This is a genomic window from Micromonospora sp. NPDC004551 (assembly GCF_040609975.1).
Taxonomy (GTDB): domain Bacteria; phylum Actinomycetota; class Actinomycetes; order Mycobacteriales; family Micromonosporaceae; genus Micromonospora.
The window spans coordinates 238,443-245,383 of the sequence record NZ_JBEXLM010000008.1 but is presented as its reverse complement, the minus strand read 5'-3'; the positions used below and the strand labels follow the sequence as shown (position 1 = coordinate 245,383).

Below are 6,941 nucleotides of genomic sequence, written 5' to 3'. Positions count from 1 at the left end.
GGCCACCGACATCGTCGCCCACAACTGGAACAGCTGAGCCAACACCACTGGCCGGCACCCCGAACGACGGGGTGCCGGCCAGTGGCGTATCCAGGTCAGGCCGGACGCAGGACGAACGTCCAGGTGGTCGTGGTCGTGCTGGCCGCCGCGCCCACCGCGGCCAGGCCGCCGTAGTTGCCCGCCGGCACACTGCTGCCCGAGTCGGCGAGGAGGGTGGTCACCCGGCCGCCGCCGGTCTGGGAACTGTTGCTGCGCACCTCGACACCGGCCGGCGGGGTCAGCGCCGTGGACGCCGCGTCACCGTGCAGCCAGTACGACACGGCCCAGCTCTGGTCGGCGGTGACCGGCGCGTAGGGGGTGGTACGGGTGGCGGTGCTTGCCGGGTCGGTGGCCCGCGCGAAGACCGGCGCGCTCGGCGCCACCCCCCGATACGCGGCCACCACGAGGTTGCCCTTGGCCTGACTGTCGAGGGCCACCCGGACCGCCGATCCGGCGTCCCCGGCGGCGGCGACCTTCCACCAGGCGGTGGTGGTGGCGTAGCCACCGTCGAGCCGGTCCAGGCGGGTCCAGCCAGTGACCCCGGTGGGCTCGCCGGTGCCGGTGTGGGTGTTCTGGCTGAGCAGGAGCAGCAGCGTGTCGCCCGGCTGGACGGTCGGCGGCACGGTCACGGTGTGGCTGGTCCAGTTGGCGTTCGCGGTGGCCTGGCCGACGAAGGCGATCCGCTCGGGCACCGGCGCGACCGTGACGTCGATGCTCGCCGTGCCGGTGGCGCCCCGGTCGTCGGTGACCGTGAGGGTGACCGGGTAGGTGCCGGCCGCCGCGTACGTGTGCGAGGTGGTCGGCACGGAGACGGTGTCGGCCGTGGACCCGTCGCCGAAGGTCCAGCGGTGGTCCTGGATCGCCCCGTCGGCGTCGGTCGAGCCGGCGCCGGAGAAGGTGCAGACCAGCCCGGAGCAGTTCGGGACGAGCTGGGCCACCGGCGGCTGGTTGACGGGGCCGCCCGATCCCTTGAGGATCTTCACGTAGTCGATGTCACCGGCGAAGTAGTCGCAGGTGACCTTCACGCCGTCGCACTGGCTCTTGCCGCCGATGGAGAGCTGCCAGTTGTTCGCGATCGTGCCGGTCGGCCCGGTCAGCCGGCTCATCCGCACCCCGTCGACGTACATCTCTACGTAGGTGGAGGTGCGGTTGCAGGTCACCGTGTGCCACTGGCCGTCGTTGATGGGCACGTCGGTGTAGCCGGTGCGGGAGGCGCCGTCGCCGCCGCGGAACAGGCACTTCGGCTTGCCGCCCGGTGCCTCGAACTTCCAGTAGCCGCCGATCGTCGCGCCCTGTCCCTTCTGGAGGATGTTGCCGAAGGAGTACGTGGTCCGGTAGCGGATGGTGAACGAGAAGTCCCCGGCATCGGGGTTGAAGTCGGTGGTGTGCGGCACCAGGTTCACGTGGCCCGGGACGTACTCCTGGTCGGTGGGCAGGTGGGTGGCGAACCGGTGCCCGGTGGCGCCGGCGTAGAGCGCGCCCGTGACGACCTCGGCGCCGACGGTGCCGTTGCGGCCGTTGCCGCTGCTGTCCTTGAGCACCGTGGACCCGGCCGGTTCGTCCATGCTCCAGAACGCGACGGTCCGGGTGGCGGTCGCCTGCGCGGGTGCGGCGCCCAGCGCCACTCCCGTCGTCACGAGGAGGGCGGCCACGCCCAGCCGGGCGGCTGCGCGCCGCCACCGTCCCTGCCTGACTGACCGCATACGATCGCCTCCCAGCTCCACGGGCCATCACCCTGTCATGCCGCGGGCCAGCGGTTCCATAACCCGTTGGGCGGATCCGTACCAGGTCCTCGGTGCGGCCGGGCGACCGATGTGGCCAGTGGCGGCGACCCGGCGGACCGCCGGCGCCGAGAGGCCGGGTGGTCGAGGCCCGCCGATCGGCCGGTGCGGCCATGAGGAAGAAGGCCCGCCACCGCGCGCGGTGACGAGCCTTCGTGCTGCTCAAGGAGCTGGTGGGCGATACTGGGTTTGAACCAGTGACCTCTTCCGTGTCAAGGAAGCGCGCTCCCACTGCGCCAATCGCCCGGGCACCCGCCGGATCACCGGCGACGGTCGGCCCGCGAGGGGGCGGATCGCGAGCGGACGACGGGATTCGAACCCGCGACCCTCACCTTGGCAAGGTGATGCGCTACCAGCTGCGCTACGTCCGCGTTGTCACCGGCTCGCGTCGGCGACGGGTGCAACTGTACCCGATGACAAGATCGCCGCGTGGCAGGGCCCCGCCGCGCCTCCGGACGGCGATCGGTGACCGCCGTCACAGCCCGGTGGTTGCGCTGGTCGCCGCCGGGGTACTGACTGCGGCGACAGCACAACCGTCCCCCGAAGGAGGCTGTCGTGGGTATCGGAACCAGCATCTTCCTGATCGCGGTCGGCGCGATCCTCACCTTCGCCCTGGACGCCAGCGTCGGCGGGGTCGACCTGGACGTCGTCGGCTGGATCCTCATGGCGGCCGGCGTCCTCGGCCTGATCATGACGACCCTGGTCTGGGGCCGCCGTCGCGAGGTGGTCACGACGGCCGAGCCGGTCGAGTACCGCCGGGTCGAGGAGCGCCGGGACATCGCCCCGCCGCTGTGAGCCGAGCGTGGCCGGGGTCGATGGAGCTGATCGGTCCCGGCCGGGTGTGACGGGGGCGCCTCGCGGCGCCCCCGTGCGCGTACCCGGTCAGTGGCGCATCAGCTCGTTGAGCGTGCCGTAGTCGAGCGCGCCGGCCAGTGCGCCGTACGTCCCGGCGGTGAGCGCCTCCTCGGCGGCCCGCGGGGCCACCGCGTACGCGGCCTCGGCGACGGCGGAGCCGAGGCTGACCCGGGCCACCCCGAGCCTCGCCAGCTCCGGCACCGGCGGGGCGCCCGGCCCGACCAGCACGTTCAGCGGCGCCGGAATGGCGGCGACCAGGGCGGCCACGGTGTCCCGATCGACCACCCCGGGCACGAAGATGCCGTCCGCCCCGGCGGCCAGGTACGCCCCGGCCCGCGCCACGGTCTCCTCGATCCCGCCGGCGCCGCGCAGGAAGGTGTCGACGCGCGCGTTGACGTACAGCGGGATCCCGGCCCGGTCGGCGGCGGACCGGACGGCGGCCAGCCGGGCGGACTGCTCCTCGACCGGGCGCAACGGCGCACCGCCGTCGTGCCGGGCGTCCTCGACGTTCACCCCGACCGCGCCGGCGGCCAGCACGGCGGCCACGGTCCCGGCGACCTCGTCGGCGGTGTCGCCGTACCCGGACTCGATGTCGGCGGTGACCGGCAGCGGCACCGCGGCGGCGACGCGGCGGACGACGTCGACGGCGGTCTCGCGGCCGAGGGCGTCACCGTCCGGGGCGCCGCGGCTCCAGGCGACGCCCGCGCTCGTGGTGGCGATCGCGCGGGCGCCGGCCGCGGCGACGATCCGGGCGCTCGCCGCGTCCCAGGCGTTGACCAGGACCAGCGGCTCGCCGGGGACGTGCAGGGAACGGAAGTGCAGGGCTCGGGTGTGGTGTTCGTTCACCCGGCCAGTCTCCGGCGGCGCCGCCGGCCGCCGTAATGTTTCAGTCCTGGCTGAAACGACGGGGGGCGGCGTGGTCGCGATCGGGCTGTCGGCGGGCGGCGTGGCACGCGTCCGCTTCGCGCTCTCCTGCCTCTGGGAGGTGATGGCCGGCGTCCGGGTGCTGAGCGACCCGGGCCGCCACGCGCTCCACCTGCCCTGGGCCAACCGGGTCCGGCCACGGCTGGCCGAAGCGGGACTGCTCGACGGCCTGCTCGGGCACCTCGTCCCGCCCGCGCCGGGCTACCTGCCCGACTTCCTCACCCCGCCGCCGGCCGGCCTGAGCCCCGACCTGGAGCAGGAGCTGGCCGTGCTCCGCGCCACCCCGCCCGGCACGGTCCGCGCCCAGCTCGACCTCTGTCCCGGCCCGCGGCCGGCGACGGTGGCCGCCCTGTACGACGATCCGGAGGCTGGGCTGCGCCGGCTCGCCGACGAGATCGCGGCGTACTGGCGGCTGGCCGTGTCCCGCGACTGGCCCCGGATCCGGGCGGTGCTCGACGCCGAGGTGTTCCACCGGGCCCGGCGGCTGGCCGAGGGCGGCGCGGCGGGGCTCCTCAACGACCTGCACGAGCGGGTCCGCTGGGAGGGCGACGCCCTGTTGATCAGCCAGCGCCACTGCGCCGCCCCGGACGTGCCGGACGGCCGCGGCCTGGTGCTGGTGCCCTCGGTCTTCGTCTGGCCGTCGGTGCTCAGCATCGCGGCGGGCGACGTCCCGCAGCTGGCCTACCCGGCCCGGGGCATCGGCGGGCTGTGGGAGTGCCCGGCGGAGGCGCCGGACGCGCTGGGCGCGGTGCTCGGGCGGGGCCGGGCGCGGCTGCTCGCGGCGCTGGACGCGCCGCGGTCGACCACGGAGCTGGCCCGGCGGACCGGGCTGTCCGCGGCGGGGGTGTCGCAGCACCTGACCGCGCTGCGGGCGGCCGGGCTGGTGGTGACGCACCGGCAGGGCCGGTCGCTGCTGAGCAGCCGGACGGCCGTGGCCGAGGCGCTGCTGGGCGCGTCGGCGTGAGGGGGCGGGCAAAGTGAGAGGCCGTATCGAATGATCGATACGGCCTCTCGTGCTGGTGGGCGATACTGGGTTTGAACCAGTGACCTCTTCCGTGTCAAGGAAGCGCGCTCCCACTGCGCCAATCGCCCTCGTCAACTGCCGAGGTGGAGACGGGATTTGAACCCGTGTACACGGCTTTGCAGGCCGTTGCCTCGCCTCTCGGCCACTCCACCGAGGTTGCCCCCGACATGCGTGGCGGCATCTCCGAGCGGACGACGGGATTCGAACCCGCGACCCTCACCTTGGCAAGGTGATGCGCTACCAGCTGCGCTACGTCCGCGTGCCCCCGGTTGTTACCCGGTGACGGATGAGAACTTTAGCCGAGCCCGGGAACGGTTGCCAAATCGGGTCCCCTTTCCGGGCGCGTCCGGGTGACGGGGTTTCGGGGTCCTAGAGCTTCCTAGGAGCCTGGGTGGAAGCCGATCAAGGGCGGCGCAGGGCGGCGACCTGCGGATTGTCGCCCCGGACGCACTGTCCGGCATCCGACTGTCGCGCGCCGGACCGGCCGCTTCGGTAACTCCTCGTGGTCACTCGGATGGGCTACGGTAACGGCGTGACGAGACGTGCCGCCGAGATCCGCCTGGACGCGCTGCTGCGCACGGCCTGTGAGGTGATCGCGGAACGGGGACTCGCCAACACCCGCACGGCCGACGTGGCCGAGGCCGCCGGGGTCAGCCAGGCCCTGGTGTTCTACCACTTCGCCACCAAGGACCGGCTGCTCGCGCAGGCGTTCGCCTACGCCGTCGAGCAGGACCTGCATCGGCTCGACACGGTCGTGCGCTCCACCGCCGCGCCGCTGGCCAAGCTGCGCCGGATGCTCCGCCTCTACGCCCCGACCGGCCGGTCGACCTCCTGGTCGATGTGGATCGACGGCTGGGCCGAGTCGCTGCGCACCCCGGAGCTGGAGAAGCTGTCCCGCCGGCTCGACCTGCGGTGGCGGCGGGACCTGGCCACGGTGATCACCGACGGGGTGGCCGACGGCACGTTCGACTGCCCCGACCCGGCCGGCGCGGCGTGGCGGATCAGCGCCGTGATGGACGGCCTGGCCGTGCAGCTCGCGGTGCACGAGCGGGTCATCACCCGCCGGCAGATCGCCGAGTGGGTCCGGCTCGTCGCGGCCCGCGAGCTGGGTCTGGAGCCGGCCCAGCTGGACTGAGCGGGCCGGGCGCGGCGACGCGCCGCCCGCGCAGCCGCGCCCGGGCCGGCGGGTGGACGTTGGCCAGTTCCAGGTCGCCGCCGTAATGGGCGAGCACCCGGTGGTCCATCACCCGCCGCCAGACCGGCGGCAGCAGCGCGGCGACCACCATGGTGGCGTAGCCGGCGGGCAGCTGCGGGGAGGCGTCGAAGCTGCGCAGCGTCTGGTAGCGGCGCAGCGGGTTGGCGTGGTGGTCGCTGTGCCGCTGGAGCTGGAAGAGGAAGACGTTCGTGACGGTGCGGTCGCTGTTCCAGCTGTGCCGCGGGTCGACCTTCTCGTAGCGGCCCGCCGCGGTGCGCTGCCGGGCCAGCCCGTAGTGCTCCAGGTAGTTGACCACCTCCAGCAGGGAGAAGCCGACCACCGCCTGGAGCACGAGGAAGACCAGCACCCCGGGGCCGAAGGCGACCGCCAGCACGGCGTAGAGGAGCACCGTCATGGCCCAGGCGTTGAGCACGTCGTTGCGCCAGGTCCACGGGGTACGGCCGCGGAGCCGGAGGCGACCGCTCTCCAGCCGCCAGGCCGAGCGCAGGCTGCCCCAGACCGTACGCGGCCAGAACGCCCAGAAGGTCTCGCCCAGCCGGGAGCTGGCCGGGTCCTCCGGGGTGGCCACGCGGGTGTGGTGTCCCCGGTTGTGCTCGACGTGGAAGTGCCCGTAGCCGGTCGGCGCGAGGGCGATCCGGGACAGCCAGCGTTCCGCCGTCTCCCGCTTGTGACCCAGCTCGTGGGCGGTGTTGATGGCGATGCCGTCGACCACCCCGACGGTGGCGACCAGGCCCGCGGCGGCCGGCCAGGAGAGCCCGCCGCGGGTCCAGACGGCACAGCAGAGCACGAGGGCGGCGTACTGGGCCGGCAGGTAGAGGTAGGTGAGCCAGCGGTAGTAGCCGTCGGCCTGGAGCGCCGGCACCAGCTCCTCCGGCGGGTTCTCCCGGTCGTCACCGATGAGCAGGTCGGCCACGGGGATGACGCCGAAGACGATCACCGGGGTGAGCCACCAGGCCCAGCCGGCGCCGGTCGCGTGCCAGAGCGACCATGCGGCGAAGGGCAGCGCGGGCACGAGCAGCGCGAGCGGCCAGAGCGGCTTGCGGGTGTCCCGCCAGGTAATCGTGTCGGCGCCCATCGTCAGCCTCCGATCCATGCACTCCTG

6 protein-coding genes and 5 tRNA genes are annotated in these 6,941 nt (G+C 73.7%); 3 read left to right on the top strand and 8 right to left on the bottom strand.

Features of this window, described 5'->3' with window-relative positions; all coding sequences use genetic code 11:
* Nucleotides 1-95 precede the first annotated feature (95 nt).
* From ABZW14_RS13170 to ABZW14_RS13160, 3 genes are all read right to left on the bottom strand, one after another.
* Nucleotides 96-1,742 carry a PKD domain-containing protein gene (locus tag ABZW14_RS13170; RefSeq protein ID WP_355344497.1) on the bottom strand — a complete coding sequence of 549 codons (1,647 nt, stop codon included), beginning with the start codon at nucleotides 1,740-1,742 and terminating at the stop codon, nucleotides 96-98.
* Between the two features lie 249 nt (nucleotides 1,743-1,991).
* Nucleotides 1,992-2,066: transfer RNA gene (locus tag ABZW14_RS13165), tRNA-Val, on the bottom strand.
* Nucleotides 2,067-2,118: 52 nt separating this feature from the next.
* A tRNA-Gly gene (locus ABZW14_RS13160) sits at nucleotides 2,119-2,191 on the bottom strand.
* 184 nt (nucleotides 2,192-2,375) lie between these two features.
* On the opposite strand from ABZW14_RS13160, the gene ABZW14_RS13155 reads away from it, so the two are divergent.
* Nucleotides 2,376-2,615 (top strand): DUF6458 family protein, encoded by a 240-nt coding sequence (locus tag ABZW14_RS13155; protein WP_091269284.1) that lies wholly within the window; start codon nucleotides 2,376-2,378, stop codon nucleotides 2,613-2,615.
* Between the two features lie 87 nt (nucleotides 2,616-2,702).
* On the opposite strand, the gene ABZW14_RS13150 is transcribed toward ABZW14_RS13155, so the two are convergent.
* A complete protein-coding gene (locus ABZW14_RS13150) occupies nucleotides 2,703-3,521 on the bottom strand; it encodes an isocitrate lyase/phosphoenolpyruvate mutase family protein (protein WP_355344492.1) in 819 nt (272 codons plus the stop codon).
* 70 nt (nucleotides 3,522-3,591) lie between these two features.
* Between ABZW14_RS13150 and ABZW14_RS13145 the strand changes: the two genes are divergently transcribed.
* Nucleotides 3,592-4,563: a helix-turn-helix domain-containing protein gene (locus ABZW14_RS13145; protein WP_355344489.1), complete on the top strand. Its 972-nt coding sequence runs from the start codon at nucleotides 3,592-3,594 to the stop codon at nucleotides 4,561-4,563.
* 53 nt (nucleotides 4,564-4,616) lie between these two features.
* Here ABZW14_RS13145 and ABZW14_RS13140 read toward each other — a convergent pair.
* The 3 genes from ABZW14_RS13140 to ABZW14_RS13130 form a co-directional block, all read right to left on the bottom strand.
* Nucleotides 4,617-4,691, bottom strand: a tRNA-Val gene (locus ABZW14_RS13140).
* Nucleotides 4,692-4,704: 13 nt separating this feature from the next.
* A tRNA-Cys gene (locus ABZW14_RS13135) sits at nucleotides 4,705-4,775 on the bottom strand.
* Nucleotides 4,776-4,809: 34 nt separating this feature from the next.
* Nucleotides 4,810-4,882, bottom strand: a tRNA-Gly gene (locus ABZW14_RS13130).
* 273 nt (nucleotides 4,883-5,155) lie between these two features.
* Here ABZW14_RS13130 and ABZW14_RS13125 point away from each other — a divergent pair.
* Nucleotides 5,156-5,758, top strand: coding sequence for a TetR/AcrR family transcriptional regulator (locus ABZW14_RS13125; RefSeq protein WP_355344486.1), 603 nt, complete (start codon nucleotides 5,156-5,158; stop codon nucleotides 5,756-5,758).
* On the opposite strand, the gene ABZW14_RS13120 is transcribed toward ABZW14_RS13125, so the two are convergent.
* Nucleotides 5,679-6,932: an alkane 1-monooxygenase gene (locus tag ABZW14_RS13120; RefSeq protein ID WP_355344483.1), complete on the bottom strand. Its 1,254-nt coding sequence runs from the start codon at nucleotides 6,930-6,932 to the stop codon at nucleotides 5,679-5,681. The genes ABZW14_RS13125 and ABZW14_RS13120 overlap by 80 nt on opposite strands.
* Nucleotides 6,933-6,941 lie beyond the last annotated feature (9 nt).